This is a genomic window from Mesorhizobium metallidurans STM 2683, assembly GCF_000350085.1.
GTDB classification, from domain to species: domain Bacteria; phylum Pseudomonadota; class Alphaproteobacteria; order Rhizobiales; family Rhizobiaceae; genus Mesorhizobium; species Mesorhizobium metallidurans.
On sequence record NZ_CAUM01000026.1, the window covers coordinates 1 to 26,524 of the forward strand.

Below are 26,524 nucleotides of genomic sequence, written 5' to 3' on the forward strand. Positions count from 1 at the left end.
AGACTGCAAGCAAAGCCTCGCCAGGCGTCAGACCGCAATCTTGCCGCCGCCCCTGCCTGGCGATGGCGACGACCGCCGGCCGCACCGGCATGTCGGGCTTGAAGTCGGGCCAGCGCGGCGAAAGGTCCTCATAATAGAGGGGCGGCCGAAAGGGAGCATGTTACCTGATCGACCCGTATAGGCGGCAGATCACGGTATGATGACGCGCCGGCTAATTTCCGCTCCGGTTTTCATGTCCCCTGTCAGCCCGGCTTGACCGCGGCCGATGCTTCGGAAACAAGGTCTGCGACACACGCGGGAAGGACCGCGTCGGGAGGGACAGGAATTGAATTTCTCGGGACTGATACTGCTCGGCATTTCAACGTTGATCTTCCTGCTGGCGGCGGCGGCCGCCAAGCAATGGGGGCTGGCGCCAAGCCTCGGCAAGATCGTGCTGACGCTCGTGCTCTATTCGCTGGGCAATCTGGTCATGCTGAGGCTGGTCCGCGAGTTCGGCATGTCGGTGTCCTTCAGCCTGTCGGCGGTCATCCAGCTGGTGTCGGTTAACGTGGTGGCGCTGGCCTTCTTCGGCGAGCAGCTGAACGCCTTGCAGGCGACCGGCGTCGTGCTCGCCATCGCGGCCGTGGCACTGATCACGCTCGGGCCCCATCTGCAAAGGCTGTAGTTGAATTGCGGACGACAGGCGCGATGAAGCATCTCGCAAGCACGCTGCTCAACCGGATCGAATTTCCGGTGCTGCTGGCCGGCGTAATCATCGCCGGCGGGCTGTGGGGGTTCGAGGAGCTGATGGAGGTGGCGCGCGCCACCACGCCGCACGCCTTCGACACCGAAATCCTGCTCGCCTTCCGTGAGGCGGGCCAACCCGATAGTCCGATCGGGCCACCATGGCTGGAAGGGGCGATGCGCGACATCACCAGCCTCGGCAGCTCAAGCGTGCTGGTGCTGATCACGGCGGCGGTGATTGTCTATCTGCTTTTGCTTCGCCGGTGGGGAACAGCGCTTCTCATATTCGTGGCGGTGGCTGGCGGGCAGGCCCTATCGACCCTTTTGAAGGCCGGCATCGACCGGCCGCGCCCGGATCTCGTCTCGCATCTCGTCAACGAGACCTCGCTTTCATTTCCGAGCGGCCATGCCATGCTGTCGGCGGTTACTTATCTCACGCTCGGCTCGCTGGCGGCGCGCTTCCTGCCGGACCGCACGACGAAGATCTTTGTGCTGGCGCTCGCGGTGCTGACGACCGTGCTGGTCGGCATCAGCCGCGTCTATCTCGGCGTTCACTGGCCGTCGGACGTGCTGGCCGGCTGGTGCGCGGGCTTCGCCTGGGCAATGCTGTGCTGGCTGGTGGCGCGCCTCCTGCAGCGGCGCAAGGTGGTGGCCAATGATGAGTGATCCGCATGTTTGAGATATGCATAATGATGCTTGAAACATCATAATGATGATATTATATGTTCATATTGCAGACTCAGACGGGAGTTCTGGCCGATGATTACCGCCGCGCAGATGCGCGCCGCGAGGGCGCTGGCCGGCATCGATCAGAAGACCCTCGCCGAGCGCGCAGGCGTTTCGCTTCCAACCATCCAGCGCATGGAAGCGAGCGACGGCGTCGTCAGGGGCGTGGTCGACACATTGATGAAGGTCATCCAGGCCCTCGACGAGGCCGGGGTGGAATTGATCGGCGAGAACCAGACCAGCGAGCGCGGCGGCAGGGGCGTGCGCCTCAAGCCAGCCGTGACGCCCAATCCGAAAGCTGAGCCGGCTTAAAGTCGCGACGGCGACCGCCGACAGTCCTGCCGACGATCCCGCCGCTTTTTGGAAGCGGAAGGCAGTTCATGGATCAGCTTCGGCAGGCAATGCACCAACCGGCAAAGCCGACCTTTTCCGAACTGTTCACGCCGAAGCTGGTGACGGTGCTACGCGAGGGCTACACATCGGAGCACCTCAAGGCCGATGCCATTGCCGGGCTGACGGTGGCCATCGTGGCGCTGCCGCTGTCGATGGCGATCGCGATTGCCTCGGGCGTGACGCCGGAGCGCGGGCTCTACACCTCGATCGTCGGCGGCTTCATCATCTCGGCGCTTGGCGGCAGCCGCTTCCAGATCGGCGGGCCGGCCGGCGCCTTCATCGTGCTGGTGGCGGCGACAGTGGCGCGGGCCGGCATAGACGGGCTGCTGCTGGCGACGATGATGGCCGGCATCTTCCTGCTCGCCATCGGTTATCTCAGGCTCGGCACCTATATCAAGTTCATCCCCTATCCGGTGACGGTCGGCTTCACCGCCGGCATCGCCATCATCATCTTCTCCGGCCAGATCGTCGAACTGTTCGGGCTGAAGCTCGCCGGGCCGGAGCCGGGACCGCTGGTGCCGAAGCTGATGGCACTCGGCGAAGCGGCCGGCACGATCAACCCCGCGGCAACCTTCGTGGCGGTGTTGACCATCGCCGCCATCGCCCTGATGAAGCGGTGGCGGCCGAAATGGCCCGCCATGCTGATCGCCATCGGGCTGGCATCGCTCGTCGTAGCGTTGTTTTCACTGCCGGCCGAGACGATCGGCACGCGCTATCGCGGCATTCCGCGCAGCCTGCAAATGCCGGCCTTTCCGGCGGTCAGCCTCGACAAGGCGATCGACGTCCTGCCGGACGCCATTGCCTTCGCGCTGCTCGGCGCGATCGAATCCTTGCTGTCGGCCGTGGTCGCCGACGGCATGACGGGCCGGCGGCACCGCTCCAATTGCGAGCTGGTGGCGCAAGGCTTCGCCAACATCGCATCGGCCCTGTTCGGCGGCATCTGCGCCACCGGCACCATCGCGCGCACGGCCACCAATGTGCGGGCCGGCGCGCATGGGCCGGTCTCGGGCATGATCCACTCGGTCATCCTGCTTGTCCTGATGCTGGTGGCGGCGCCGCTCGCCAGCTACATCCCGCTTGCCGCCCTTGCCGGCGTGCTGGCGGTGGTGTGCTGGAACATGTTCGAGAAGCAGGCCTTCGCCACGCTGCTGCGTGCCTCGCGCGGCGATGCGCTGGTGCTGATGGCGACCTTCCTGATCGTCATCTTCCGCGATCTCACCGAAGGCATCGTCGTCGGCTTCGCGCTGGGCTCTATCCTGTTCATCGACCGCATGGCCAAGTCGATTGCGGTCGAGGCCGATCAGTCCCTGGTGCAAGAGGATGTCGCCGACCGCGCCAGCGCCTATGATTCCAGCGAGGCGAGCGATGCCGACACCGTCGTCTACCGGATTTCGGGCGCCTTCTTCTTCGGCGCCGCCTCGACCGTCGGCACCGTGCTCGACCGGATCGCCGACCAGCGCAAGAACTTCATCCTCGACTGCTCGGCGGTGCCGTTCTTCGATTCGACGGCGGCCAATGTCATCGAGGGCGCCGCCCACAAGGCCAGGCGCGCCGGCGTGCGCTTCATCATATCAGGCGCTTCGCCGCAGACGCGGCGCATGCTGATCAACCACGGCGTCAAGCGCCCGCTGGTAACTTACGCCGCCTCGATCCGCGATGCGCGGACGCAGCTGAAAGGGAAGCGGAGGACGGAGTAGAGGCGCGGCCCGACCTGCATTCGAACAAAGCTTGAATCACGCCGTCTGACTGGTGAGACGCTCCAGCGCGTCGACGATCAGCCTGTTGCCATCGGCGAAGATGCCATTGGGCGAAGCAAGGGTTGCGGCCGGAGACGGCGGAGATGGTGAAACGCGAGGCGGAGGAGCTGGCGGAACGCGCCAAATTGCTTGCCCATCACGATCAGCACACGACGCCCGAAGACGGGCTCACCGGCTATAAATGGACATTTGCCTTTGGCGCCACGCCGTTTCCGGCGATCATGCCGATCGGGCCGCATCCGCGAGATGCAGGCGCGCGAGCAAATGATCGGGCCGCCAAGCCAAGGCGACCCATGCCGGCGTAGTCGAACTTGCTATTCGGCGGCCTTCGCCTCGGGATCGGCAGTTTTCACCGTGTCGTCCCAGGTCACCGCCCTGTAGTCGAAGCCGTATTCCAGCGTCGGCTTGACGATGCGGAAGAAAGGCGACAGGTCGAAGTCGCGCGGCGTGTACAGCGAATGATGGCGGATGTGCAGGATTTCCCTGCGCATGTAGCTCGATTGCGCCGAGGCGCGGCCGGGTGCGCGGGTGATCTCGGGCAGGATCGGGTAGCGGATCTGGCCATAGGCCTCGGCGATCAGCGTCGAGCAGATGGCCCGGGTCGGGTCGCCGGACCCGAAAGCCAGCATGCGGCGGCGCCAGCGCACCGGCACCGGCGGCGTCGGCAGGAAATAGCGCAGCATGTCGAAGATGTTCTTGAGATCGTATCTGAGGCCGAGCTTGCCGATCATGAAGGCGACGACCTTGTCGCGGTCCTCCGGCGACAGGCCGCTCGCCCGGCAGATGCGGGTGTTGTAGGTGCGGTAACGCGACAGCGGCACGGCGACGCAGCCCTCGCCAAGCGTGACCTCGATCAGACGGCGCCGTTCCGATCCGTCCGCCGGTTCCGGCAAGGCATCGCCGACATAGAAGGCCGCATGCGACCAGGTCGACTGGGTCAGGTACTTGATCGCCGCCGAGATCTTCTGATTGCCCTCGATGAGCAGGATGTCGCCGGGCTCGAGCGTCCGGCGCAGCGTTTCGGCGTCGGACGGCGTGTAGGGCTCATAGCCGGAGGATTCCTCCTGCAGCCGGCCGGCAAGCCAGCGGCCAAGTCGATCCAGAAGCGTGTCGCCGGGCTCGGTCATGCCAAAGCGCGATAGCATATCGAGGTAGGTGGAAGCCAGCCGGTCGGCTGGGCAACAGTGCTGCGGATGTGAGGCCCCCTCATCCGGCCGCTTCGCGGCCACCTTCTCCCCGCTGGGGAGAAAGAGGCTGGCATCAACGCTGGCGCCTCCTCTCCCCTCGGGGAGAGGCCGGATTTGCTCCGAATTGCCCTTCGCAATTCGGTTGGCAATCCGGGTGAGGGGGTAGCGCCTATCAGCCGACAGGCGCGCCGGCGTCCTCCTGCGGCGCTGCGGCGAGGTCCTCGCGCACCTTGCGGGCAAGTTTCCTTGTCGAGCGTTTGGGGCTGTCGCCGAACAGCTCGGCCGCCTCGGCAAGGCAGGTCTTTTTCAGGGTTTTTTCCGAGCGTTTCAGGAGCTTGCCCAGCAGCCGCGTTTCTTGGCGAGAGCCGAGCGGTTGGTCGTCGGCTTCGAGAAGCGCGCGCATGACGAAGACGTCGTGCAGCTCGCCCAGCCGTTCACCCAGTTCGTCGACCGCCTTGCGCCGGGCCTTGATCGGCGTCGGCCACAGCCTGCCAAGCAGCGACAGATGCATGCCGTGGGTCTTGGCCGCCTTGCGAAGATCGTGGAAATCGTCGGCTTCGCCGCGCGAGCCTGCCTTGTCCAGCGCCTTCCTGGCGCGGCGCAAGGTGGCGCGGGCGCCCTCGGCAAGCACGTCGGCGGCCTGCTCCGGCTGGTCGGGCAGGACAAGGCTTTCGACCCGGTTGATGCCTTCCTCGCAAGCGGCAGTCGCCGCACCTATCGCGGCGCCGAGGCCAGCGCCGCCATGCAATTCCTGCTGGCGGGCGACAAGCCTGTCGCGGACGTCATCGAGACCGCCGCCGGCGGTCTGTTCGGGAAAGCTCGCCGCCAGCCGGTCGACGGTTTCGACCAGCGCGGTCGCCTCGCGCGGGCCCGCCAGCAGAGCCGAAACCTGGCGGTAGCACTGGTTTTCGGTCTGGCAGAATGTTTCGTCTCCGGAACGGACCAGGCGCAGCAAGGCGCGAACGCTTTTCAGGCGCTTGCGGCACTTGTGCAGCCCCTGCTCCGGCCTGTCGTGCGCCGTGTTCAGATGGATCAGCGCCTTGCCGATTTCCTCGACAAGAATGCGCCTGACCTCGCCGGTCAGCGGCAGGCGTGGATCAATGCGAAAGCTCATGCCGCGATCTCCGGAATCCCCCCAAGGGCGAGCGACGCGTTGTAAAACCCTTGCTCGCCGGTGACTTCGCGGCCGAGCCAATCTGGCAGCATCTCGTCCGGCACACTCTCCGGCGTCTCGAGTTCGGCAACCACCAGCCCCGCAAGCATCCCGCCGAAAACATCGACTTCATAGAGATAGCCGCGATGCCTAACATGGTGGCGTGTCTTCTCGATGACACGTCCGATGGCGAAGGCCAGCATCTCCTCCGCTTCTGCCAAGGGGATCGGAAATTCGAATTCGTCGCGCTCGCGGGCCTTGCTGCCGAATTTGAGCGTCAGCTTTGCCGAGGCATTGTCGCTGATGCGCACGCGCACGGTACGGCCCGGTGTTGCGGCAAGATAGAACTGACGAATGCGGATATCCGCCTCGGCCAGATCCCGCCACTCGGAACCGGAGACCAGGAACTTGCGTTCGATTTCCTTGACCATGGCCGCGCACTAAAGCGCGCCCGACCGAACATGGCAAGACCGGACATGGAAAGACCGGACATGGAAAGTCGAAGCTGGGAAGTTGGCTTGACTTTAATCATTCGATTGATTAACTTCTTGACATGAGCAAATCCCCGAGCACCAAGACCCCGCGTCGCGAGGCATCCCCCGCCGAGATGACGCGCGCAGCACTTGTTCGCGCGGCGCTGAAATTGTTCGGACGGCAGGGCTTCGACGGCACCTCGACGCGCCAGATCGCGGCCGAGGCCAAGGCCAATATCGGCTCGATCGCCTATCATTTCGGTGGCAAGGAAGGCCTTCGCGCGGCAGCGGCCGACTATATCGTCGAGACCATCCAGACAATTGCCGGCCAGGCTGTCGGCAATCCGCAGGCGGCAAGCGTATCCAAAGGGGGCGATTCCAAAGGGGGCGATCCGGAAGCGGGCGACCCCGAAGCCGCGCGGGCACAACTCCTCGCCGCGTTGGAGCGTATGGTGGCCTTCGTCGTGGCGCGGCCCGAGGCGGGCGAGATCGTGCAATTCGTGCTGCGCGAGCTTTCGCACCCGACGGCGGCGCTCGACCGCATCTATGACGGCGTGTTCGAGCCGACGCATCGCCGGCTCTGCCTGATCTGGGAACAGGCGACGGGCGAGGCGGCCGAAAGCGAGACGACGCGGCTCACCGTGTTCACGCTGATCGGCCAGGTCATCTATTTCCGCATTGGCCGCGAGGCCGTCATGCGCCGCATGGGCTGGCGCGAGATCGGCGACGCCGAGGCCGCCAAGGTGGTGGCGGTGGTGTCGAACAATCTTGAGGCCATATTGGCCGCCCGGAAGGATCGTAGACCATGAGCTTGCTGTGCTCCCTGCCGCTCGCCGCCCAGCTGTTCAGCACATGCGCGCCGGCAGCACCGCTCGCCGTCGGCTATGTCGAGGGCGACTATGTGCTGCTGGCGCCGATCGAGGTGGCGCAGGTCGAGACGGTTGCTGTGAGGCGCGGCGACCGCGTCGAACCGGGCACGCCGGTGGTGACGCTGGAAAGCGCCGACGCCAAGATAGCCGTCGCGCAGGCCGAGGCGGGGCTTGCCCAGGCGCAGGCGCAACTCGCCGATCTCAAGGTCGGCAAGCGGCCGGAAGAGATCGCGGTGCTGAAGGCACAGGTCGACATGGCCAGGGCGCAAGCCGCCGACGCCAAGCGCAGATACAGCCGCGCCAGCGACCTGTTCAAGCGCGGCACCGGCACGCAGGCCGATTTCGATACCGCCTCCGCCACGCTGGAGACGGCCAATGCGCAAGTCGGCCAGGCGGAGGCCAATCTCGCCGTTGGCGGCTTGCCGGCGCGGCCGGAGACGATCAAGGCCGCCGACAATCTGGTCAGCCAGGCGCAATCGACGCTGGAGCAGGCCAAGTGGCGGCTGTCGAAGCGTGTGCTGGCGGCGCCCTCGCCCGGCCGCGTCAACGACGTGATCCGCAATCCGGGCGACACGGCCGGCCCGACCGCGCCTGTCATTTCGATGCTGCCGGACGGCGCGGTGAAGCTCAGCGTCTACGTGCCGGAAAGCGCGTTCTCGTCGGTGAAGGTCGGCACACTGCTCGGCGTCCGTTGCGACGGCTGCGGGCCGGACGTGAAGGCGCGGGTCAGCTACGTGTCGCCGGACCCGGAATTCACGCCGCCGGTGATCTACTCGCTCGAGAACCGGCAGAAGCTGGTCTATCTGGTCGAGGCGCGGCCGGAAGGCGACGCCGGTCCGCTGCAGCCGGGGCAGATCGTCGATGTCGATCTTGCGGACATTGGAAAATGAACGTCATCGACGTGCATGGGCTGGTCAAGCGCTTCGGCGACAAGACCGTCGTCGACCAGGTGACGATGACGGTGGCCAAGGGCGAGATCGTCGGCTTCCTCGGTCCGAACGGTTCGGGCAAGACCACCACCATACGCATCATGTGCGGCCTCTTAACCCCAGACGAGGGCGAGGGCACGGTGCTGGGCTTCAACATCCGCACCGACAGTCTGAGCATCAAGCGCGAAGTCGGCTACATGACGCAGAAATTCTCGTTCTACGAGGATCTGACGATCGGCGAGAACCTCGAATTCGTGGCGCGGCTCTACCGCTTGAAGCCGCTCGGTGAGCACGTCGCCAGGACGCTGGAAGATCTCGGCCTGACATCGCGCCGGGACCAGTTGGCCGGCACGCTGTCCGGCGGCTGGAAGCAGCGGCTGGCGCTGGCCGCCTGCATCATGCACAAGCCGAAACTGCTGTTGCTCGACGAGCCGACGGCGGGCGTCGACCCGAAGGCGCGGCGCGAATTCTGGGACGAAATCCACCGGCTGGCCAGCGGCGGGCTGACCGTGCTGGTCTCGACCCACTACATGGACGAGGCCGAGCGCTGCCACCGCATCAGCTACATCTCCTACGGCAAGATGCTGGCGACCGGCACGGTGGAGGAGGTGGTAAGGAATGCCGGGCTGACCACCTTCGTCCTGCAGGGTCCGCGGCTCGATCAGGTTGCCGACGCGCTTCAAGGCCGCCCCGGCGTCGATCAGGTGGCGCCGTTCGGCGCGACGCTGCATGTCGTCGGCTCCGACAGGAAGAAGCTCGAAGCCGCCCTTGCCGATGTCGAGAAGGAGCACAAGGGCGTGACGGTGAGCCCCGGCGAGACCAGCCTGGAGGACGTGTTCATCCAGTTCATGTCCGGCTCGAAGGACAATATGGCCAAGGACAACAAGGGATGAATGATTTGTTCTCCTTCGCCCGGCTCGGCGCGTTGCTGATCAAGGAGTTCATCCAGATGCGGCGCGACCGCATCACCTTCGCCATGATGCTGGGCGTGCCGCTGATGCAGCTGGTGCTGTTCGGCTATGCCATCAACAACGACCCGAAGAGCCTGCCGGCGGCCCTGGTGGCGATGAGCAGCGACCCGTACACGCGGGCCATGGTTTCGGCGCTGCAGACGACCGGCTACTACCGCTTCGACCATGTCGCGCAAAGTGCCGAGGAGGCCGAGTTCCTGATGGCGCGCGGCGATGTCGCCTTCGTCGTCACCATCCCCGCCGATTTTGCCCGCCGCGTCGAGCGCGGCGACAGTCCGCAGTTCCTGATCGAGGCTGACGCCACCGACCCGGCCGTCGCCAGCGGCGCCATCTCGACACTAGGCACCGTCGCCAACCAGGCGCTGCTTCGGGCGCGCGGCATGCAGGCGACGGCGGCCGAGACTGCCCGGGGCCAGCTCGAAGTGGTGGTGCACCGGCGCTACAATCCGGAAGGCATCTCACAATACAACATCGTGCCCGGCCTGCTCGGCGTCATCCTGCAGATGACGATGGTGATGATGACCTCGATCGCGCTGACGCGCGAGACCGAGCGCGGCACGATGGAGAACCTCCTGGCAATGCCGTCCAGCCCGCTCGAGATCATGCTGGGCAAGGTGCTGCCCTACCTGGCGGTCGGGGCCGTGCAGGTGGTGGTGGTGCTGGCGGCGGCGAAACTGCTGTTCGGCATTCCCTTCATCGGGTCGATGTCGCTGCTCTTGACCGCAGTCTTCATCTTCGTGCTGGCGCTGGTGCTGCTCGGCTACACGATCTCGACGATCGCCCGCACGCAGATGCAGGCGCTGCAGCTCACCTTCTTTTTCTTCCTGCCGTCGATCCTGCTGTCCGGCTTCATGTTCCCCTATCGCGGCATGCCCGACTGGGCGCAGTGGTTCGGCGAGATCCTGCCGCTGACGCATTTCCTGCGCATCATCCGCGCGGTGATGCTGAAAGGCGCCGAACTGCCGGCGGTAGCCACCGAGATCGGCTGGCTGGTGGTATTCGTGGCGCTGTTTGCCGGCGTCGCACTGGTGCGGTTCAGGCGGACGCTGGACTGATTTTTCGCCACGTCCCCCGCGCGGCAGATGCCGGGCGCGGCCAGCCATGGATAATGGCGGCTGGCGGTGGATTGCATCGCCGGTTTTGAAACTGCTGTTTTCCAAGGAGACATTCGATGAGAAAGTCGTTGATTTTCACCCTTATGTTCGCTGCACAGACGGGGCTTTCCGTGCTCGGCGCGAACCATGCCTCGGCAATGACGCTCGGCAAGATGATGGCGCCGGCCGCGCGGGACGGCATCGTCATGGTGCTGTGCAAGTATGGCACGCCGCATTGCGTCAATCCCAACCCCGGCCCGAAGGCGCCGACGGTCAACACCACCACATTTCCGGATGACGGCTGGATCGATCCGGACTGCCAGTACTATTCCGGCCTGTGCGATTTCCCCAACGAGGACTGGTTCGGATTCCCGCAGATGGTGATCCCGCCGAAGTAACCGGTGCGTCGCCGGCATGTTTCACTACACCCGCTCCGGCTTGCCGGGGCGGGCCTGATGCGCCGGCTGTGGCCGGCTCTTAAGCGATGAGCGATCTTCGACCACTGACGAACGGACATTCGACGCTTGGACCGGCGCGTGACCGGTCGCCATCCTAGGCAGCCGCCATGATTTCCGCATAGGCGCCGAAATCGACATTGCCGCCTGACAGCACCACGACGACGCATTTGCCTGTCAGCTCGATCTTGCCCGACGTCAACGCGGCCAGGCCAACGCAGCCGCCGGGCTCGACCACCAGCTTGAGATGGGCCATGGCGTCGCGCATGGCCTGTCGCGTCGCGTCGTCGGAGACGGCAATGCCGCCGGTGAGGTTCCTGCGGTTGATCTCGAAGGTGAGCGCGCCCGGTTCGGCGACGAGGAGGGCATCGCAGATCGAAGCGTGGCCAGGCTCGTTCGCAACCCTTGCGCCCTTGGCCAGCGAGCGGCTGGTGTCGTCGAAATGTTCGGGCTCCACCGCCCAGACCGAGGTTCCCGGCGAGGCATCCTTCACGGCGATCGAAATGCCGCTGCTCAAGCCGCCGCCGCCACAGGGGATGACGACCGCGTCGAGGCTGACACCAAGCACCTTTGCCTGGCGCATCAGTTCGAGGCCGATCGTGCCCTGGCCGGCGATGATGGCCGGATCGTCGTAGGGCGGCACCAGGATCATGCCTCTTTCCACGTAGGGGCGCACGACGGCCGCGCGATCCTCGCGGAACCGGTCGAATGGGACCACCTCCGCTCCCATCTTGCGGACATTGCCGATTTTCATCGCCGGCGCATCGGCCGGCATGGCGATCACCGCCTTGACACCGAACATCCGAGCCGAGGCGGCGACGCCTTGCGCGTGGTTGCCCGAGGAGAAGGCGACGACACCGCGGCTGCGCTCTTCGTCTGTAAGTGAGGACAACTTGTTGTAGGCGCCGCGGAACTTGAACGAGCCGGTGCGCTGCAATGTCTCCGGCTTGAACAGGATGCGGCCGCCAAAGCGCTTGTTGATGTCAGGCGATTCGATCAGCGGCGTTTCGACGATCAGGCCGGAAAGGCGCGTTGCGGCGCTGCGGATGTCGGCGATGCCGGGGAGGGTGGTGGTCATGAAGTGGTCCTGTGGAAATGTAATTGCCGATGGTGCACGGAAAGTCAGGCGGCGCGCCAATGAAAAAATGTGACCGTTACAAATTCAGTCTCGGGAAACAGCTCTATTTCAACAGCAAAACCTTCGCGATTGGCCAAAGCATCACCAACCCTCGTCATCCCAGGGCGGAGCAGGAGCGAAGCGACGTTGCGGAGACCCTGGGATCCATGCCGAGACCTTTGTGGCGCATGAAACCGGCAGGATCGAGTGCTTCTTCGCGCCACGGGCGAGAGGCGTACACCGCGCTCATTCCGAGCTGCTGCATTCTTCGGCTGATGTCGCGGCATGGATCCCAGGGTCTGCGCTCCGCTTCGCGTCGCTTCGCCCTGGGATGACGAAGCTGTGGGGGCGACGCCCGGCCGGCCGCTCACCCCAGAAGCGTCTTTCGTTTGGCGCCACCGAGCTTGCGCCAGGTGTTGAAGCGATGGGTGGCGGCGGCGAACGAGATCTTCATCTGCTGGGCGACCGAATAGCGCGACTTGCCTTCGTCGAACATGCGGTAGCAGCATTCGGCACCCTCCTCGGTCAGCTTGCCGTCAGGGGTCTTGTTGTGCGGATTGGCGGGATCGAATTTCTCGACCTGCTGCTCGACCAGGCCTTTCAGGCGCTGCAGGTCGGCTTCGATGTTGGCGATCAGGTCGAGAACGGGTTTCGGGTCGAATTGCGGGGGCTGTTTTGGCGGCATCCGTGGCTTCCTTCTCTTGGCTTAGGTTCAGCTATATAGGTAAACATTTGCTGATAGTGAAGGGCGGCGAAGGATTTCGGACGTCAATAATTCTGACCCTTCGGCCGACATGCATGATTGACCCGCGGCGCTGCAAACCCTAGTTTAGAACAATTCTAAACTATGGTGAATTGCTCATGCTTTCCCGCGTCTTCGGCTTCGGCCGCCGTGCTTTCGAATCGCTGTCGGAGCAAGAGATCCTGGCGCTCGCCATCTCGTCGGAAGAAGACGACGGGCGCATCTACCGTGGCTATGCCGACGGGCTGACGGACAGTTTTCCGCAATCGGCCAAGGTGTTCGAGGCGATGGCGGAGGAGGAGGACGGTCATCGCGATGCGCTGATCGAGCTCTACCGCAAGCGTTTCGGCGAGCGCATTCCGCTGATCCGACGCGAGCATGTGAAGGGCTATTATGAGCGCAAGCCCGACTGGCTGGTGAGGCCGCTCGGCATCGCAGCCGTGCGCCGGCAGGCCGAAGCGATGGAGCGGCAGGCCTATCTGTTCTATGTCGAGGCGGCCAAACGCACCAACGATGCCTCGACCAGAAAGCTGCTCGACGAACTGGCGGCCGCCGAACAGGGCCATGAGAACTCGGCGCATCAACTGGAACAGAAACATGTGCCGGGCGAGGTCAAGGTCGAGGAGGCTACCGCCGAACAGCGCCAGTTCATCCTGACCTATGTGCAGCCGGGACTGGCCGGGTTGATGGACGGGTCGGTGTCAACGCTGGCGCCGATCTTTGCCGCGGCGTTTGCCACGCATGATACATGGCAGACGCTTCTGGTCGGGCTGGCCGCCTCGATCGGCGCCGGCATCTCGATGGGTTTCACCGAGGTCGCTTCCGACGACGGCAAATTGTCGGGCCGCGGCTCGCCGGTGAAGCGCGGGCTGACCGTCGGCATCATGACGACCTTGGGCGGACTGGGCCACGCGCTGCCCTATCTCATACCGCAATTCTGGACGGCGACGGCTATCGCTGCGGTGGTGGTGTTCTTCGAACTCTGGGCCATCGCCTTCGTGCAGAACCGCTACATGCAGACGCCGTTCCTGCGCGCCGCCTTCCAGGTGGTGCTGGGCGGCGCGCTGGTGTTCGCGGCAGGGGTGCTGATCGGGAATGCGTAGCTCGGGCTTCCCTTCTCCCACAAGGGGAGAAGGGAGAGCCGCACCTCACCCATTCACCGCCCGGCTGTCCGCCGGTGCTTCGGCGCGTTCGCTCAGGCCGTAGTCGCGGATGACATTGGCGATGCGCAACCGGTAGCCGGCAAAGATACCGCCGCGGCCGGCCTTCTGTGCCCGCCGGTGCTCCTCGGTGTTGCGCCAGGCCTTCACCGCCTCCTCGTCGCGCCAGAACGACAGCGACAGGATTTTGCCCGGGTCGACAAGGCTCTGGAAGCGCTCGATCGAGATGAAGCCGTCGATGCCGTCGAGCAGCGGGCGCAACTCGGCGGCGATTCCGAGATAGGCATCGCGCCTGCCGGCCGCCGGCTCGACCTCGAAGATGACGGCGATCATGGCATGATCAGCTTTGCGTGCGGCCCGGAGGCGAGCCTCAGGAACATGCGATCCTCCTTCAGGATGAATTTCTCACGCCGGGCGAATTCATAGTTTGCCTTGCCGGCCGGGTCGGCAGCCAGCCGGGAGCGGTAAGCTTCGTAGGCGGCGAGGCTGTCGATGTTGTAGGCGGCATAGGCGGTGGTGGCCGAGCCCTCATGCGGCGCGAAATAGCCGATCAGGTCGGCGCCACAACGCGGGATGAGCTGGCCCCAGTTGCGGGCATATTCCTCGAAGGCCGCCTTGCCGAACGGGTCGATCTCGTAGCGGATGAAGCAGGTGATGGTCATTTTCGTCTCCTTTGGCGGGGTGGGTGTCGTGTGCATTGACAGTTCGATCGAGGTCGAAACGTTCCGCGGATCGGTGTGCTAGGTGTTTCCTTGCCGGTCACGTTTGCCAGAAGGACTTCGCGCATTCGCGGCGCACGTCTTCTCGTGTCAGGCCAAGGTCGCGCAGCAGGTGCTCGTCGATGTCGGCGAGGTCGAGGCGCTGCAGATGGCGATCGTACCACCCCGCCACCAGCCGTAAGCGCAACCGGCGCAGGAACGGCAGGCGACCGACAGGACTGACGGATGCAGGGGTCGAAGCGGTTGTTGCGGTCATCGTCGTCTCCTTGATCTGACCGGAGAATAATGGTTATCTGACAATAATGCTTCGATGAGGAATGAACTATGCGTGAAGGACCCGACATAGCCCGCATCGCCAGCCTGGTCGGCGATCCGGCGCGGGCAAACATGCTCTCCGCACTGATGGGCGGCACGGCATTGACGGCGAGCGAACTGGCGCTGGAGGCCGGCGTGTCGCTGCCGACCGCAAGCTCGCATCTGTCGAAACTGATGGAGGGCGGGCTGCTGACGCTGGCGAGCCAGGGGCGGCACCGTTACTACGGCCTCGCCGGGCCGCAGGTGGCCGGCATGATCGAGGCCATCACCGGCGTTGCCGCTTCAGTCGGGCCGCAGCGTGTGCGGCCGGGACCGCGCGACGCGGCGATGCGCGTGGCGCGGGTCTGCTACGACCACCTCGCCGGCGAACAGGCGGTGGCGATGCTGGACCGTCTTGTCGACAAACAACTGCTGCTGCGCGAGGACAAGGAGATCAGGCTTGCACCGGCGGCGGCATCGCATTTCGCCGCGATCGGCATCGATGTCCAGGCCAAGCCGCGTCGGCCGGTGTGCCGCGCCTGCCTCGACTGGAGCGTGCGCCGATCGCATCTCGCCGGCACGCTGGGCGCCGCCATCCTCGACAAGATCCTTGCAGAAAAATGGGCAAGGCGCGAGAAGGACAGCCGCGCGGTGGTGTTTTCACCGGTGGGCAGGCAGGCATTCGAGAAGGTGTTTCTGGCGTAGTTTGCCGGGCGCTACCTAGCGAGATGCCGGCGGGACAGCACCCCCCTCTGGCCTGCCGGCCATCTCCCCCGCAAGGAGGGAGATTGGCTGTCATCCCGGCTTTCGCCAATCACCAGCGTTGGAAGGTTGGAGCCGCCAGTCAAGCTGCCGATCTCCCCCCTTGCGGGGGAGATGTCCGGCAGGACAGAGGGGGGTGGGAAGGATCGCTACGTCTGCCATTCGGCCAACGCCGCATCCGAATGTCCTTCGCTCTGCCTTGGATCACCCCCGCTTCAGCGCCTTGCCCATCTTGAAGAAATCCGCCCACGTGTCGGCCTCGGCCAGCCGCTTCAGCGTCGTCTCGTCGCCAATGGGAAAAGCGTTGGGCGCCAGCCCTTTTTCTATCTCGCCCCAGGTCACCGGCATCGATACCGTCGCCCCTTTCTTGGCCCGCGACGAATAGGGCGCCACCGTAGTCGAGCCGTGGCCATTGCGCAGATAGTCGACGAAGATTTTCCCGGTGCGCGCCTTCTTCGACAGCGTCGCCGTGTAGCGGTCGGGTGCGGCCTGTTCCAGCGCGCGGGCGAAATCGTGAGCGAAGGTTTTCACCTCGTCCCAATCCGCCGACCGCTTCAGCGGCACGACGACATGGTAGCCCTTGCCGCCGGATGTCTTGACGAAATTCGGCAGCGACAGCTCGTCGAGCTGGCCGTGGATGTCGAGGGCCGCCGCGCGCACCGCCTTGACGTCGACGCCTTCGTCGGGATCGAGGTCGAAGACGATCTGGTCCGGCTTTTCCAGTTCGTCTGTTGTGCAGCCCCAGATGTGGATCTCGACCACGCCGTACTGAACCAGGGCGGCGACGCCGTCGAAATCCTTGATGAACAGGATCTCCTCGCCGTCGGTCGGATCCTTCATCCTGGCGATCTTGTCGCTCATGCCGGCCGAGGCATGCTTCTGGAAGAAGCGCGGACCGCCAATGCCGTCCGGCGCCCGCACCAGGCTGAGCGGCCGGTTGACGATGAATTGCTGCATGCGCGGCCAGACCAGAGCGTAATGCTCCAGCAGATCCCGCTTCGATATTTTTTCCTCCGGCCACAAAAGCTTGTCCGGGTGGGAGAGCTTTACGACGGTTTTCGCCGCCGCTGTGGATTTCGTGACGGCGGGCTTTGCCTTCTCTGCCTTGTCCTTGGTCGCTGTCTTGCCTGTCGACGCTTTCGGCTTTTCCTGCACGACTTCCTCCGCCGGCTTGTCCTCGCGCAATCCCTGGAACGAGGCGTGGCGTATTATACGGTCCGAGGTCCAGCTGCGGAACTCCACTTCGCCGACAAGTTCCGGCTTCACCCAGACCAGCCCCCTGCCTTTCGGCACGGCGGCAGCGAAGGGCGAGGCCGCCGCCTTCAGCGCATCGAGTTTTTTCTTCAGATCGGCGGCGGTTTTGACCGAAAAGCCGGTGCCGACGCGGCCGGCATAATGCAGCTTGCCGCGCTCATGATAACCGACCAGCAGCGAGCGCAGGCCGCGTCCGCTTTTGTCCGACGGCAGATAGCCGCCGATGACGAATTCCTGGCGCAGCGTGCATTTCGACTTCACCCAGGTGAGGCCGCGGCCGCTGCGATAGGGCGCATCGGCGCGCTTGGAGACGATGCCCTCCAGCCCCATGCGGCAGGCGTGCTGCAGCATGACCTTGCCGGGCTCGGCGAAGTGATCGCTGAAGCGGACCGCCGCATTGTCCGGCCGCTTGCCGAGCAATTCCTGCAAGGCCTGCTTGCGCTCGACCAGCGGTTCGGCGCGCAGATCCTCGCCGTCAAGCCGCATCAGGTCGAAGACGTAATAGATAAAGCGGTTGGTGCGGCGCGCCGACAGATCCGCCTGCAGCAGCGCGAAGGAAGAAACCCCGCTGTCGGCGAGCACGACGATCTCGCCGTCAATGATGGCGTCGGTGCATCTCAGAGCCCCGAGTTCCGCGACGATCTCGCCGCCGAATTTCCCGGTCCAGTCGAGCCCGGTTCGGGTCAGCAGCCGCACCTCGGCGCCGTCAAGCTGCGCCTGCATGCGATAGCCGTCGAACTTCACCTCGTGCAGCCATTCCTCGCCGGCGGGGGCATCCCTCTCCAACGTTGCGAGACATGGTTCGATGAAGTCGAGCCGCTTCGCTGCCTTGGCCCTTTTGCCGGCCGCCGGTTTGTTGGAATGCCAGACCTTCGGCTTCTTGCCGTCGTCGGTCTTGCCTTCGCCAACCTCTTCGATCGTCAGGCCCGACTTCACCGATTGCGGTGCTTCCTCAAGGATGTCCTCACCGGGGCGTGCCGCGGCATCGCTGGACTTGATCAGCAGCCAGTTGTCGCGCTTTTCGCCCGAACGCGGCTTCAGCCGCACCAGATGCCAGACACCGTGCAGTTTGTGGCCATGAAGCTCGAAGCTGATATGGCCCTTCTTCATCGCCTTGGCCGGGTCGCTCTCCGGCGTCCAGGTGCCCTGGTCCCAGACGATGACGGTACCGCCGCCATATTCGCCCTTGGGAATGGTGCCTTCAAAGGGCGCATAGTCGATCGGGTGGTCCTCGACATGCACGGCCAGCCGTTTCTCATGCGGATCGAGGCTCGGGCCGCGCGTCACCGCCCAACTCCACAGCACGCCGTCGTGTTCGAGGCGAAGGTCATAGTGCAGCCTAGTGGCGGCGTGCTTTTGGATGACGAAAATGCCGCCGGATTTTTTCCCGGCTTGCGAGACCTTGCCCTTGGGTTCCGCCGTTTTCTTGAAGTCGCGCTTGGCGTTATATTGCTCGAGGCCGGCCATGATCCTACGCCGATTTGCGCCGGGCGGCGGCCGTCGGCTTGGCGCGCTTCGCCTGCGATCCGGCTTTTGCCTGTGGCTTTGCCTGCTCGCCCGACGACAGGCTTTTCTTCAGCGCATCGAACAGGTTGACCACGTTTGACGGCTTCGGCGCTGCCTTGGTCTTCGGCGCCTTCTTGCCGGCCTTCTTGGCGCGGATCAGTTCGAGCAGCGCATCCTCATATTTGTCGTCGAATTTCGAGGGATCGAACCTGGCCTTCTTCTTATCAATGATGTGCTCGGCCAGATCGATCATTTCATCGTCGGTCTTCGTCGCCTTGATGTCGTCGAACACGCTGGCGGGCTGGCGCACGGTATTGTCGTAGCGCAGCGTGGTCAGCACCATGCCTTTGCCCAGCGGCTCGACGACCACGGGGCGTTCCCGGCTGTAAAGCACGATGCGAGCCAGCCCCGCCATCTTCTTGGCAACCATGGCGTCGCGGATGACGGCAAAGGCCTCTTCCGACACCTTGTCGGCCGGCGACACATAATAGGGCGTGTCGAGATAGATCTGCTGGATCGAGGACTTTTCGACGAAACCGTCGAGGTTCATCGTATGCGAGGATTCGATCTGCACGGCCTCGATCTCGTCCTCCTCGATGTGGACGAACGCGCCATCCTCGACCTCATAGCCCTTGATCTCGTCGCCCTCTTCCAGCGGCTTGCCGCTTTCGGCATCGACATAGATGCGTTTGACCGTGTTGCCGGTCTTGCGATTGAGGATGCGGAAGGAAACCTTTTCGGCATGGGTGACGACATTGGTCAGTTCGATGGCGCAGGTCACCAGTGAAAGTTTCAGATAGCCTTTCCAGGCTGGGCGCGGCGCCATGACGAACTCCCTCTGCGATGCGGGTTCAACGGAGAACGGACAGAGCCCATTCCGGTTCCGGCGACGCGCGCGGCAAGGCCGGACGCTTTTGGCTAGCCGCGCACGGAAATTTCGCGGCGCGGCCGGCGGTTGAAACAGAACCGCGCTTAAGCGACATCCAAACGAAACATATGTGATGCAAAAGTCACAGTGGGCGGAATGTCGACAAACCGCATGGAAAGACCCCGAATCAGCCGCATTCCGGCCACGAACCAAGGCATTTCGGACCAAAAATTAACATCACGTTCACCGACTATTCACGCCTCGACGCTATGATGCCCGCAATTCGGAAGGGACATCCGAAACAGGGACAGGGACAGGTGAAATGAACTTCTTGACGCACCTTATCGGCTATGCCGCCGCCATCCGCGAATTCGTCGCGCCGACCTATCGGCCGGAGCGTTATTACATGCGCGGCCCCGGCCCGGCCTGCGCCCGCCGCGGCAACTCGCTCGGTATTTAGCGTGCACCGATGATGACCCTCGAAAGCCGTCATGACAGCCGGATCTGCAGGCCGGCAGCCAACCATCGCGCAACCACCTACCGCGTCGAGCGCCCCGCGCTGGCCGACAGACGGCGTGCGACAACGCCAGGACTTTAATGAAGCCATCGGCTGGCTTAGTGTCGTGAGACGCCAGCAGCCGGGGCCAACATGACCGACCTGCCCGAACCCATCCATCCTTCCCAACCACCAACCTCAGAGGCAAACCCGCCGCTGATCGTTTTCGACGGCGTCTGCGTGCTTTGCTCAGGCTTCGTGCGAATGGTGGTCAGGCTCGACCGCAAGCGCCGCTTCCGTTTCGCCACGGCGCAGTCGCCACTCGGTGAAGCGCTGTTCAGGAACTACGGGCTACGGACCGACAGCTACGAGACCAATCTGGTCCTCGTCGATGGCGCCGCCTTCACCCGGCTGGAGAGTTTCGTCGCCGTCATGGCCGAACTCGGCTGGCCGTGGCGCGCGGCGAGACTCTTGCTCCTGCTGCCGCGCGGGCTTCGCAACTGGCTCTACGATCGCATTGCAAAAAACCGCTATTCCCTGTTCGGCAGGAAGGACAGCTGCGATATTCCTTCGGCCACAATACGGGAGCGGCTGATCGGCTGACGTCCGGTCCATGCAGAGCTTCCATCAGGCGCCGATATGGCAGGCGGACGGTATCCGCTGTTCGCTATTGCGGTAGGCTTGAGCCCTTTCAGTCACACGGCTCCAGCACAATCGTGCCGCCAGCTGCCTTGCCCAACTCGCGGCAGTCCTGAACGGTGCAGAGCGTCCAGCCGCCGCCGGTCGCGCCGGAGGCGGCGAGCACGATACGGGGCTGGATGCCGAGCCTGGGCACATAGGTCCACCAGCCGCCTTTCAACACCGCCCCCTCGGGCGGTTCCATGCCGGCGCCCGAACCCCTGATGCGGGCTTCCGCGATCCGCAGACCGGACGGCAACACCTTCCAGTCTTCCTGCCAATGGGTCCGTTCCACCGAATGCGTCCAGGACAGCGTGAAGGCGGTGACAGCCAGCGTCACCGTCTTGCCGGCGGCCAGGATGCACAGGCTCATGCCGTACCGGCGACAGGCCGCGCGCGCCAATAGTGCCAGCCGATCCATATGACAGCGAGCGCCCAGCCGGCCTCGTCGGTCAGCGGCAATGCAGCGACAAGCAGCACGCCGGCGGCGAAGGCGACGAGGCGCTCCCACAAGGCCATGCGCCGGACGAGGAAGCCGACAGCTGCGGCGCCCCAGAGCACGATGCCCATGCAGGCCTTGACGACGATATAGGCGACTTCGACGGGATAGCCGAACTGAGCGGCGATAGGGCCGGCGTCCTGCAGCATCAGCGCCGGGGTGTAGACCGCCATGAACGGCACGACGAAGCCGGCGATGGCGAGCTTGGTGGCCTGGATGCCGATCTTGAGGCCGCTCTCCTTGGCCATGGGTGCAGCGGCGAAGGCAGCCAGCGCCACCGGCGGGGTGAGGTCGGCCATGATGCCGAAATAGAAGACGAACATGTGGCTGACCACCAGCGGCACGCCGAGCTCCAGCAGGGCCGGGCCGGCCAGCGACGAGGTGATGATGTAATTGGGAATGGTCGGGATGCCCATGCCGAGCACCAGGCAGGTGAGCATGGTCAGCACCAGCGACAGGAACAGATTGTTCTCGCCGATCGAGATGATCCAGCCGATGAAGGTCGACGCGATGCCCGTCAGCGTCAGCGTGCCGATGACGATGCCGACGATGGCGCAGGCGATGCCGACCGGCAGCGCGTTCTTCGCGCCTTCGGCAAGCGAGTCGATGCAGATCCGCAGCGTCTCGCGTCCGCCCTTGAAAGTGAAGCAAGCGGCAATGAGCGCAACGATCACAAGTGCAAGAATGTTGACGCCGAACTTCGTGAAGGACGCGGCGGCAAGCCCGAGCGCCAGCCAGAAGACGATGCGGAAGGCGAGCGGGCCGATCAATGCCGCCAGCGGCGTGCCGAGAATGAGCACGATGGTCAGCGCCAGGCCCATGGTGCCGGCGAAGATCGGCGTGTAGCCGGCAAACAGGAGATAGATCAGTGCCGCCAGCGGCAGCACCAGCGGCCAATGCTTTCTCACCGCGTCCCACGGGTTGGGCAGATCGGCCTTGGCCATGCCGTGCAGGCCGGCCTTGCCGGCTTCCAGATGCACCTGCCAGAAACAGGCGCCGAAATAGAGCAGCGCCGGGATGATCGCCGCCTTGACCACTTCGGCATAGGGGATGTTCAGCGTCTCGGCCATGATGAAGGCGACGGCGCCCATCACCGGCGGCATGATCTGGCCGCCCATCGAGGAGGTCGCCTCGACGGCGCCGGCGAAAGCCGAACGGAAGCCGAAGCGCTTCATCAAGGGGATGGTGAACTGGCCGCTGGCCACAACATTGGCGACGCCGGAGCCTGAGATGGTGCCCATCAGCGCCGACGATAGCACGCAGACCTGCGCCGGGCCGCCGCGCCACGAGCCGACCAGGCCGAGGGCGAAATCGTTGAACAACGCGATCATGCCGGCGCGTTCGAGAAAGGCGGCGAAGACGACGAAGATGAAAATATAGGCGGCCGAGACATAGATCGGCGTGCCGTAAATGCCTTCGGTGCCGAAGGCGAAGGTGTCGACGAGCTGGGCGAAATCATAGCCGCGATGGATGAAGGGCGCCGGCAAATAATTGCCAACGAAGCAATAGGCAAGAAAGATGAAGGCGATGACCGCCAGCGGCAGCCCCATCAGCCGCCGCGCCGCTTCGAAGACCAGCACCACCAGCACCGTGCCGACGATCAGGTCCGGCGTGGTGAGGAAGCCGGAGCGGCGGATGAGGTCGGTGTAAAACACCCAATTGTAGAGGCCGGTGCCGAAGCCGAGCACGCCAAGCCCCCAGAACACCGCCTTGGCCGGCAGGCTTTTGGCGCGCAGATTGGCGATCAGGGCAAAGCCGAGCAGCAGCAGGAAGCCGACATGCATGGCGCGCACCACCTGGCTCGGAATGCTGCCATAGGCGGCGATGTAGATCTGGAAAATGGAAAAGGCGATGGCGATGAGGAAGGCCGCCTTGCCGGCGACGCCTTCGCCGAAGCCCGGCGGCAGGCCTTCGACCGGGACTTCAGTGGTGGGGAGATGGGAGGTGGCTGATCTACCGTCGGTTGCTGTTCCAGACGTTGCTTCGCTCATCCGACGCACTCCAAAGCGAGCGAATTGTCGTGCGAGGCGCCCCCCTCTGCCCTACCGGGCATCTCCCCCTCAAGGGGGGAGATCGGCAGCGTCACTGTCGGCGCTCGTCCCGCAGCGTCGGCGATTAGCGAAGGGCGTGGCGACGGCCAATCTCCCCCCTTGAGGGGGAGATGCCCGGCAGGGCAGAGGGGGGTGCTTGGCGAAGGCATGTCAGATTGCCCCCTCCCTACTTCACCAACCCCTTCTCCTTGTAATAGCGCTCGGCGCCGGGATGCAGCGGCACCGGCATGCCGTCGAGCGCCTTGGCCGGGTCGATCGCCTTGGCGGCGGCGTGAGCCGCAGTGAGCTGGTCGAGATGCTCGAACAGAAGCTTGGTCATCTGATAGGCGGTCTCGTCGGGGACATCGGCGCGGGTGATGAGGAAATTGCCGACGGCGGCGGTCGCCACATCCTCGTCCTGGCCCTCATAAGTGCCCTTGGGGATGACCACCGAAAGATAGGGCGAGCCGATCTTGGCGACGTCTTCCGCCGACACGGCAACGACATTGATCGGCAGCGAGGTGGCGAGGTCGCGGATCGAGGCGACGCCGAGGCCGGCCGATTGCAGCGTGGCGTCGAGCTGGCGGTTCTTGATCAGCTCGACCGATTCGGCGAAGGGCAGATATTCGACCCGGCCGAGATCCTCGTATTTCAGCCCGGCGGCGGCGAAGATGGCGCGGGCGTTGAGCTCGGTGCCTGAGGCCGGCGCACCAACCGACAGGCTCTTGCCCCTGAGGTCGGCGAGCGTCTTGATGCCGGACTCCTTGCTGGCGACGATCTGGATGTAGTTGGGATAGATGGCGGCGATGCCGCGCAATTTGTCGAGCTTGCCGGGGTAACCGGCCTCGGTGTTGCCCTCGGCCGCCAGCTTGACGGAATCGCCGAGCGCAAAGGCGATCTCGCCCTTGCCCTGCTGCAACAGATTGAGGTTTTCGACCGAGGCTTTCGTCGCCTGCACCTGGGTGCGGGCGCCTTCGATGCCCTTGCCGTAGATTTCCGACAGCGCGACGCCGAGCGGATAATAGACACCGGAGGTGCCGCCGGTCAGCACATTGATGAATTCCTGCGCCTTGGCCTGCACCGCGCCCAGGCCAAGCGACAGCACTACCGCGCCGGCAGCAACAAGTTTCGTCCTGAAATTGAGCATCATATCCTCCCTGAAATGGTGGTCGCCGCACCGCCTCCCAGCGCGAGCCGAGGCGAGTTTAGACAGTGACCGGGAAATGCCAACCCGCAATTGCATTGATTAGAGCGACGTGCGTCCACTTGGACGCACAAAGTACGCTCTAACACTTTGACTCTATGCATCGTGCTTTCCGAAAATCGATTCGATTTTCGGGCCGATGCAGTAGACGAACGGTTGAGACGCGAGCCGGCTTGCGCAAGACGGCTTAGGGACCGAAAGATTTTTGCAGCGCCTGTCGAAATCGGGCGTGGTCGCACGACATTGGTTTCGGCCGGCAATGACGCGGCCTTCGAAAAACGGGAGAAGACCATGCGATACATGCTTTTGATCTACGGAAACGAAGCCGCCATGATGGCGGCGCCGGCACAGGCGCTGGCTGAGATGAAGAGCGCCTACTTCGCCTACAACGAAGCCTTGAAGAAGGGTGGCGCCTGGATCGGCGGCGACCAGTTGCGCCCTACCCAGGCGACCACCTCGGTGCGCATCGCCGATGGCAAGACCAATGTGCTCGACGGTCCCTATGCCGACACCAAGGAACAGCTCGCCGGTTTCTACATGATAGAGGCCGAGGACGCCGACGCCGCGATCGCCTGGGCGGCGCGCTGTCCGGGCGCCAGCACGGGCACGATCGAGGTGCGGCCAATCTGGGAACAGCAGCCCAGCCAGTGACGGCTGAACAGTCCGACGTTGCAAGGGCGGCGGGCTGCGACCGCCGCCCGGCAAGGCTACGGCAAGCTGGCGGCTGGCTGCTTGCATCCGGCGATCGAAGGCGAAAGATTTTTGTGGCGCCTGTCGAAATCGCCTGAGACAGCACGACATAGGGTCGGCCCGCAACGGAGCGGCCGTTCGAGAAAACGGGAGAAGACCATGCGATACATGCTTTTGATCTATGCCGACGAAGCCGCGATGCCGGCCGCGCCGACCGACAAGACCTATGAGATCAGCGCCGCCTATGGCGCCTATACCGAGACGTTGAAGAACTCCGGAGCGTGGCTCGCCGGCGCCCGGCTGAAGCCGACCCAGACCGCCACCGTGGTGCGGATGGCCAACGGCAAGACCAACGTGCTCGACGGCCCTTATGCCGACACCAAGGAACAGCTGGCCGGCTTCTTTATAATCGAGGCCGAGGATGCCGACGCGGCGATCGCCTGGGGTGCGCGCTGTCCCGGGGCCGGCACCGGAACGGTGGAGGTGCGGCCAATCTGGGAACATACTATGTGATGCAGGATGGCGCGGAGGTCGCGCGGGCGGCAGCGGAAGCGGCTGCCCGGCAAAGCTACGGCAGGCTGGTCGCCTGGCTCGCCGCCCGCACGCGCGACGTGGCCGGCGCCGAGGACGCGCTGGCCGACGCTTTCGCGGCTGCGCTCGAACGATGGCCGCAAACGGGCGTACCGGACCGGCCGGAGGCCTGGCTGCTCGCGGTGGCGCGCCGGCGCCGGGTCGACGCCGTCAGGCGGCGGCTGACGGGCGAGGCCAGCCGCGACCATCTCAGGCTGATCGCCGAGGAGATGGAGGCACGCATGACCGACGACGACCTGCCCGACGAGCGGCTCAGGCTGATGTTTGCCTGCGCCCACCCGGCGATCGAGGCCGGCGTGCGCGCACCGCTGATCCTGCAGACGATCCTCGGCTTCGACGCGGCAACGATCGCCTCGGCCTTCCTGGTGTCGCCGGCGACGATGGGGCAGCGCCTGGTGCGCGGCAAGGCCCGCATCCGCGAAACCGGCATTCCGTTCCGCGTGCCTGAAAGAGCCGAGCTCGGCGAGCGGCTGGACGCGGTGCTGGAAGCTATCTACGCGACCTTTGCCGAAGGCTGGTCCGACCCGGCCGGCACCGAGACCAGGCGGCGCAATCTTGCCACCGAAGGCATCTGGCTTGGCCGACTGGTGGCCTCGCTGATGCCGGAGGAACCGGAAGCGCTCGGTCTGCTGGCGCTGATGCTGTTTGCCGAGGCGCGGCGGGCGGCCCGGCGTAGCGCCGAAGGTGACTTCGTGCCGCTTGCAGAGCAGGATTGCCGGCTGTGGGACCGCGCCCTCATCGATGAGGCGGAAACGCTGCTTTCGCATGCCGCGACCAAGGCCGTGATCGGCCGCTACCAGATCGAAGCAGCGGTGCAGTCCGCCCATGCGGCGCGACGGTTGACCGGCCGCACCGACTGGCTGGCGATCCGCGAACTCTACGCCGCGTTGCTTTCGATCGCGGGCTCGCCGGTGGTGGCGATCAACCGCGCGGTGGCGATTGCCGAGACCGACGGCGCGGCAGCGGGATTGGCGGCCCTTTACGTGCTGGGCGACGACAAGCGGCTCGCCGACTACCAGCCTTATTGGGCCGCCCGCGCCGGCCTGCTGGCCAGGCTGGGCACGACCAGGAAAGCCGCCGAGGCCTACGACCGGGCGATCGGCCTGGAGCGCGACCCGGCGGTGCGCCGGTTCCTGCAAGGGAAGCGGAAAGAACTCGGCGAGGACTGACGAAGGGAGGAAGCC

30 protein-coding genes are annotated in these 26,524 nt (G+C 64.7%); 17 read left to right on the top strand and 13 right to left on the bottom strand.

All coding sequences use genetic code 11. The features are described from left to right. Positions 1–325: 325 nt before the first annotated feature. From MESS2_RS05500 to MESS2_RS05520, 5 genes are all read left to right on the top strand, one after another. Positions 326–664: a hypothetical protein gene (locus MESS2_RS05500; protein WP_008873114.1), complete on the top strand. Its 339-nt coding sequence runs from the start codon at positions 326–328 to the stop codon at positions 662–664. Between the two features lie 23 nt (positions 665–687). Beyond that, the gene (locus MESS2_RS05505) at positions 688–1,389 is read left to right on the top strand and encodes a phosphatase PAP2 family protein (protein WP_008873115.1); all 702 of its coding nucleotides are present in this window, start codon (positions 688–690) and stop codon (positions 1,387–1,389) included. A 93-nt stretch (positions 1,390–1,482) separates the two neighbouring features. Then, a complete protein-coding gene (locus tag MESS2_RS05510; protein WP_008873116.1) occupies positions 1,483–1,761 on the top strand; it encodes a helix-turn-helix domain-containing protein in 279 nt (92 codons plus the stop codon). A 68-nt stretch (positions 1,762–1,829) separates the two neighbouring features. Further along, complete coding sequence (locus MESS2_RS05515; RefSeq protein ID WP_008873117.1) at positions 1,830–3,539, top strand: SulP family inorganic anion transporter; 1,710 nt, start codon at positions 1,830–1,832, stop codon at positions 3,537–3,539. 143 nt (positions 3,540–3,682) lie between these two features. Continuing rightward, complete coding sequence (locus MESS2_RS05520; RefSeq protein WP_008873118.1) at positions 3,683–3,904, top strand: hypothetical protein; 222 nt, start codon at positions 3,683–3,685, stop codon at positions 3,902–3,904. Between the two features lie 9 nt (positions 3,905–3,913). Here the strand turns inward: MESS2_RS05520 and MESS2_RS05525 are convergent, their stop codons facing one another. The 3 genes from MESS2_RS05525 to MESS2_RS05535 all read right to left on the bottom strand — a co-directional run bounded on the left by MESS2_RS05525 (position 3,914) and on the right by MESS2_RS05535 (position 6,370). Next, positions 3,914–4,726, bottom strand: a complete 813-nt coding sequence (locus tag MESS2_RS05525) for a C40 family peptidase (protein ID WP_040592209.1) — start codon at positions 4,724–4,726, stop codon at positions 3,914–3,916. Positions 4,727–4,958: 232 nt separating this feature from the next. After that, the gene (locus MESS2_RS05530) at positions 4,959–5,900 is read right to left on the bottom strand and encodes a CHAD domain-containing protein (RefSeq protein WP_008873120.1); all 942 of its coding nucleotides are present in this window, start codon (positions 5,898–5,900) and stop codon (positions 4,959–4,961) included. Beyond that, complete coding sequence (locus MESS2_RS05535) at positions 5,897–6,370, bottom strand: CYTH domain-containing protein (protein ID WP_008873121.1); 474 nt, start codon at positions 6,368–6,370, stop codon at positions 5,897–5,899. Before MESS2_RS05535 ends, MESS2_RS05530 begins: the two co-directional genes overlap by 4 nt. A 122-nt stretch (positions 6,371–6,492) precedes the next feature. On the opposite strand from MESS2_RS05535, the gene MESS2_RS05540 reads away from it, so the two are divergent. From MESS2_RS05540 to MESS2_RS05560, 5 genes are all read left to right on the top strand, one after another. Then, positions 6,493–7,221 (top strand): CerR family C-terminal domain-containing protein, encoded by a 729-nt coding sequence (locus MESS2_RS05540; protein ID WP_008873122.1) that lies wholly within the window; start codon positions 6,493–6,495, stop codon positions 7,219–7,221. Continuing rightward, positions 7,218–8,171 (top strand): HlyD family secretion protein, encoded by a 954-nt coding sequence (locus tag MESS2_RS05545; protein ID WP_008873123.1) that lies wholly within the window; start codon positions 7,218–7,220, stop codon positions 8,169–8,171. The genes MESS2_RS05540 and MESS2_RS05545 overlap by 4 nt, the downstream gene beginning before the upstream one ends. After that, entirely contained in the window at positions 8,168–9,103 is a 936-nt protein-coding gene (locus MESS2_RS05550) for an ABC transporter ATP-binding protein (RefSeq protein ID WP_008873124.1), read from the top strand. Before MESS2_RS05545 ends, MESS2_RS05550 begins: the two co-directional genes overlap by 4 nt. After that, positions 9,100–10,236, top strand: a complete 1,137-nt coding sequence (locus MESS2_RS05555; protein ID WP_008873125.1) for an ABC transporter permease — start codon at positions 9,100–9,102, stop codon at positions 10,234–10,236. The genes MESS2_RS05550 and MESS2_RS05555 overlap by 4 nt, the downstream gene beginning before the upstream one ends. 116 nt (positions 10,237–10,352) lie before the next feature. Further along, complete coding sequence (locus MESS2_RS05560) at positions 10,353–10,673, top strand: hypothetical protein (RefSeq protein ID WP_008873126.1); 321 nt, start codon at positions 10,353–10,355, stop codon at positions 10,671–10,673. A gap of 154 nt (positions 10,674–10,827) precedes the next feature. Here the strand turns inward: MESS2_RS05560 and MESS2_RS05565 are convergent, their stop codons facing one another. Beyond that, positions 10,828–11,808 (bottom strand): threonine/serine dehydratase family protein, encoded by a 981-nt coding sequence (locus MESS2_RS05565; RefSeq protein ID WP_008873127.1) that lies wholly within the window; start codon positions 11,806–11,808, stop codon positions 10,828–10,830. A 406-nt stretch (positions 11,809–12,214) separates the two neighbouring features. Next, on the bottom strand, positions 12,215–12,532 hold the full coding sequence (locus tag MESS2_RS05570; RefSeq protein ID WP_008873129.1) for a hypothetical protein: 318 nt from the start codon (positions 12,530–12,532) through the stop codon (positions 12,215–12,217). 176 nt (positions 12,533–12,708) lie between these two features. Between MESS2_RS05570 and mbfA the strand changes: the two genes are divergently transcribed. Beyond that, positions 12,709–13,692, top strand: coding sequence for an iron exporter MbfA (gene mbfA, locus MESS2_RS05575; RefSeq protein WP_008873130.1), 984 nt, complete (start codon positions 12,709–12,711; stop codon positions 13,690–13,692). A gap of 45 nt (positions 13,693–13,737) precedes the next feature. On the opposite strand, the gene MESS2_RS05580 is transcribed toward mbfA, so the two are convergent. From MESS2_RS05580 to MESS2_RS30630, 3 genes are all read right to left on the bottom strand, one after another. Continuing rightward, positions 13,738–14,082 (bottom strand): antibiotic biosynthesis monooxygenase family protein, encoded by a 345-nt coding sequence (locus MESS2_RS05580; RefSeq protein WP_008873131.1) that lies wholly within the window; start codon positions 14,080–14,082, stop codon positions 13,738–13,740. After that, the gene (locus MESS2_RS05585; protein WP_008873132.1) at positions 14,079–14,411 is read right to left on the bottom strand and encodes an NIPSNAP family protein; all 333 of its coding nucleotides are present in this window, start codon (positions 14,409–14,411) and stop codon (positions 14,079–14,081) included. The genes MESS2_RS05580 and MESS2_RS05585 overlap by 4 nt, the downstream gene beginning before the upstream one ends. Before the next feature lie 97 nt (positions 14,412–14,508). Further along, positions 14,509–14,724, bottom strand: a complete 216-nt coding sequence (locus MESS2_RS30630; protein WP_008873133.1) for a DUF1127 domain-containing protein — start codon at positions 14,722–14,724, stop codon at positions 14,509–14,511. 68 nt (positions 14,725–14,792) lie between these two features. On the opposite strand from MESS2_RS30630, the gene MESS2_RS05590 reads away from it, so the two are divergent. Further along, complete coding sequence (locus MESS2_RS05590; protein WP_008873134.1) at positions 14,793–15,467, top strand: ArsR/SmtB family transcription factor; 675 nt, start codon at positions 14,793–14,795, stop codon at positions 15,465–15,467. A 261-nt stretch (positions 15,468–15,728) separates the two neighbouring features. Here the strand turns inward: MESS2_RS05590 and ligD are convergent, their stop codons facing one another. Together ligD and ku are read right to left on the bottom strand one after the other, a co-directional pair. Continuing rightward, complete coding sequence (ligD, locus tag MESS2_RS05595; protein WP_008873135.1) at positions 15,729–18,245, bottom strand: DNA ligase D; 2,517 nt, start codon at positions 18,243–18,245, stop codon at positions 15,729–15,731. Between the two features lie 4 nt (positions 18,246–18,249). Beyond that, entirely contained in the window at positions 18,250–19,110 is an 861-nt protein-coding gene (gene ku, locus MESS2_RS05600) for a non-homologous end joining protein Ku (protein ID WP_008873136.1), read from the bottom strand. A gap of 364 nt (positions 19,111–19,474) precedes the next feature. Here ku and MESS2_RS30635 point away from each other — a divergent pair, with 364 nt between their 5' ends. Together MESS2_RS30635 and MESS2_RS05605 are read left to right on the top strand one after the other, a co-directional pair. Beyond that, positions 19,475–19,612, top strand: a complete 138-nt coding sequence (locus MESS2_RS30635) for a hypothetical protein (RefSeq protein ID WP_008873137.1) — start codon at positions 19,475–19,477, stop codon at positions 19,610–19,612. 189 nt (positions 19,613–19,801) lie between these two features. Then, positions 19,802–20,251 carry a thiol-disulfide oxidoreductase DCC family protein gene (locus MESS2_RS05605; protein WP_008873138.1) on the top strand — a complete coding sequence of 150 codons (450 nt, stop codon included), beginning with the start codon at positions 19,802–19,804 and terminating at the stop codon, positions 20,249–20,251. A gap of 88 nt (positions 20,252–20,339) precedes the next feature. On the opposite strand, the gene MESS2_RS05610 is transcribed toward MESS2_RS05605, so the two are convergent. The 3 genes from MESS2_RS05610 to MESS2_RS05620 form a co-directional block, all read right to left on the bottom strand. Beyond that, entirely contained in the window at positions 20,340–20,699 is a 360-nt protein-coding gene (locus MESS2_RS05610; protein WP_008873139.1) for a DUF1850 domain-containing protein, read from the bottom strand. Beyond that, positions 20,696–22,816 (bottom strand): TRAP transporter permease, encoded by a 2,121-nt coding sequence (locus MESS2_RS05615; protein WP_008873140.1) that lies wholly within the window; start codon positions 22,814–22,816, stop codon positions 20,696–20,698. The genes MESS2_RS05610 and MESS2_RS05615 overlap by 4 nt, the downstream gene beginning before the upstream one ends. A 226-nt stretch (positions 22,817–23,042) precedes the next feature. Continuing rightward, complete coding sequence (locus MESS2_RS05620; RefSeq protein ID WP_008873141.1) at positions 23,043–24,002, bottom strand: TAXI family TRAP transporter solute-binding subunit; 960 nt, start codon at positions 24,000–24,002, stop codon at positions 23,043–23,045. Positions 24,003–24,350: 348 nt separating this feature from the next. On the opposite strand from MESS2_RS05620, the gene MESS2_RS05625 reads away from it, so the two are divergent. From MESS2_RS05625 to MESS2_RS05635, 3 genes are all read left to right on the top strand, one after another. Next, complete coding sequence (locus MESS2_RS05625; protein ID WP_008873142.1) at positions 24,351–24,710, top strand: YciI family protein; 360 nt, start codon at positions 24,351–24,353, stop codon at positions 24,708–24,710. 198 nt (positions 24,711–24,908) lie between these two features. Continuing rightward, on the top strand, positions 24,909–25,262 hold the full coding sequence (locus tag MESS2_RS05630) for a YciI family protein (protein WP_008873143.1): 354 nt from the start codon (positions 24,909–24,911) through the stop codon (positions 25,260–25,262). Then, on the top strand, positions 25,262–26,509 hold the full coding sequence (locus MESS2_RS05635) for an RNA polymerase sigma factor (protein ID WP_008873144.1): 1,248 nt from the start codon (positions 25,262–25,264) through the stop codon (positions 26,507–26,509). Before MESS2_RS05630 ends, MESS2_RS05635 begins: the two co-directional genes overlap by 1 nt. Positions 26,510–26,524 lie beyond the last annotated feature (15 nt).